Source organism: Escherichia sp. MOD1-EC6098 (assembly GCF_002965865.1).
Lineage (GTDB): Bacteria > Pseudomonadota > Gammaproteobacteria > Enterobacterales > Enterobacteriaceae > Escherichia > Escherichia marmotae.
Genome location: NZ_PTSN01000067.1, coordinates 1 through 1,748 on the forward strand (window position 1 = coordinate 1; position 1,748 = coordinate 1,748).

At 35.5% G+C, this 1,748-nt stretch carries 1 protein-coding gene; it reads right to left on the reverse strand.

Features of this window, described 5'->3' with window-relative positions; translation table 11 throughout:
- Positions 1 to 31 precede the first annotated feature (31 nt).
- Positions 32 to 1,540 carry a P-loop ATPase, Sll1717 family gene (locus C0K55_RS25610; protein WP_061338720.1) on the reverse strand — a complete coding sequence of 503 codons (1,509 nt, stop codon included), beginning with the start codon at positions 1,538 to 1,540 and terminating at the stop codon, positions 32 to 34.
- Between the last annotated feature and the right edge of the window lie 208 nt (positions 1,541 to 1,748).

Sequence of the window (1,748 nt, forward strand, 5' to 3'; positions counted from 1 at the left end):
AGTGCATAAATCACAAATTACGTGATATTGTTCAATCTTCTTCGCTTAAATCTGAAAAGCCCACTGCAGGATCGAGCTCTTTATTTATTATTCTAACTATACGAGGGTCTGCTACTTCATAAAGGGTTACCGGTTTACCACCGGCATCACTTGGAGTGGTTCCCTTTTTTTTAACAATCTGCATGTCTTCCCATGCTTTAATTTTATTACGAGCACCTTGGTCACTTATTTTGAATAACTTTTGAACATCTTTGTTGACAAAGATATCTTTACCTAGCCTATAAATCTGCTGTAAAACATCATTTTCATACCATGTGCCGATTGTATCCAGACAATATTTGTCAATTCCAGAATTCAAAGACTGTTCATTAATACCACCTTTGAATTCATTTGCATCATGCTCCCTAAATATAATATCGCATAACTTTATGAGCTCACGTGGAGATTTGACAGAAATATGAATAAGTTGTTCAACAACCTTATGTTTATCTCCACTAACATCCAGTATGTCTTCAAATTTTAATTTTCCATTCGAGAAGAACGACATCCTTTTATCTAGCATTTCCTTAAGCTCATCATTATTCCATGATATATTTGCATGGGCTATTTTATCAAGCCTTATTCTGTGCTTGCTGTTGAAATGATCCTGAACCGCATCCCATACAAATGCGATCCATGAAAAATTATTAATCTCCAGTAGTTGTATGTTTGATAGTAAGGGAAAAATTAACTGGGCTGTTGCTTCCGAAGAGTTAGTAGTAACAGTTGTTTCATCAAGTTTATCAATTAAGACACAAATGCCAGAGAAACCAAAAGATTGACTAAAGTCAACTAAGCGGCTAAGGAGAACTCGTGGTGCATTAGCGGATTCTCCAGTAAGACTCTTAAGTAATTCCTCCGCCGGCTTGGAAATATCAATGGCGTCATCGTCTAATGTTTTTTTTGATAGTGTGTTAATGGCTGCTGCTATAACTTTACTTATAGACTCCCACCTGTGACTTGTCCATATCTGGCTTCTTTTAAACCATGCGCTATCTAGTAATTTCAAAGTGTTTTCAGTAGTTAATTCTCTCTCCCCCTCGCTCTTGGATAGATAAAATCCTTTTAATAAAGCAAAAATCAATTCTCGCTGTTTGGCACTTAATTGTGATATGATTTTCTTTCTTTTGTCTTCATCAAGTAAAGAAATCCATCCTAACATTTGCTCTATTACATTATAGGCAACTAGATAAATGATATCTCTTTCTGTTAATCTCCCTTTTTTAAATTTTTCAATCAAGTCAGTAAAGTCAGTTAAGTTAACTAAGAATGGTTTTTTTTCTTCTGTTGAGTAATCCTCTTTAAACACTGTCAACCGTGTTGCACTTTTGCCAGCCCCTCTTTGGCCAAAAAGTATGAAAGAGTTTAGCGCTCTGGCTCTGTCAGTTATCGCTGAAAGGTAAGGCGGTCTTACTGCATATAAACTTATATCCGGCTCATTCTCAGCAGTGTAATGCTCGAAGGGATTGCTTTTAAGAGAAAATGTTTTAACTATAGCCACTGATAAATCCTTATCTTTACGTTTTAAACACTACTCTGTTAGAGATATCATAAAGTTATGATCTTCTCATGTGTTGTGCTTTTCAACAACTATTACGTAATTCTGCATTATATTAGATATTTTTACTTCTGTTTGCACTGCTTCTGTTCTTGGCTGTGATCTCAACTGTTGAACACAACACACTTATTGAACCCAGTCTTCAAATACT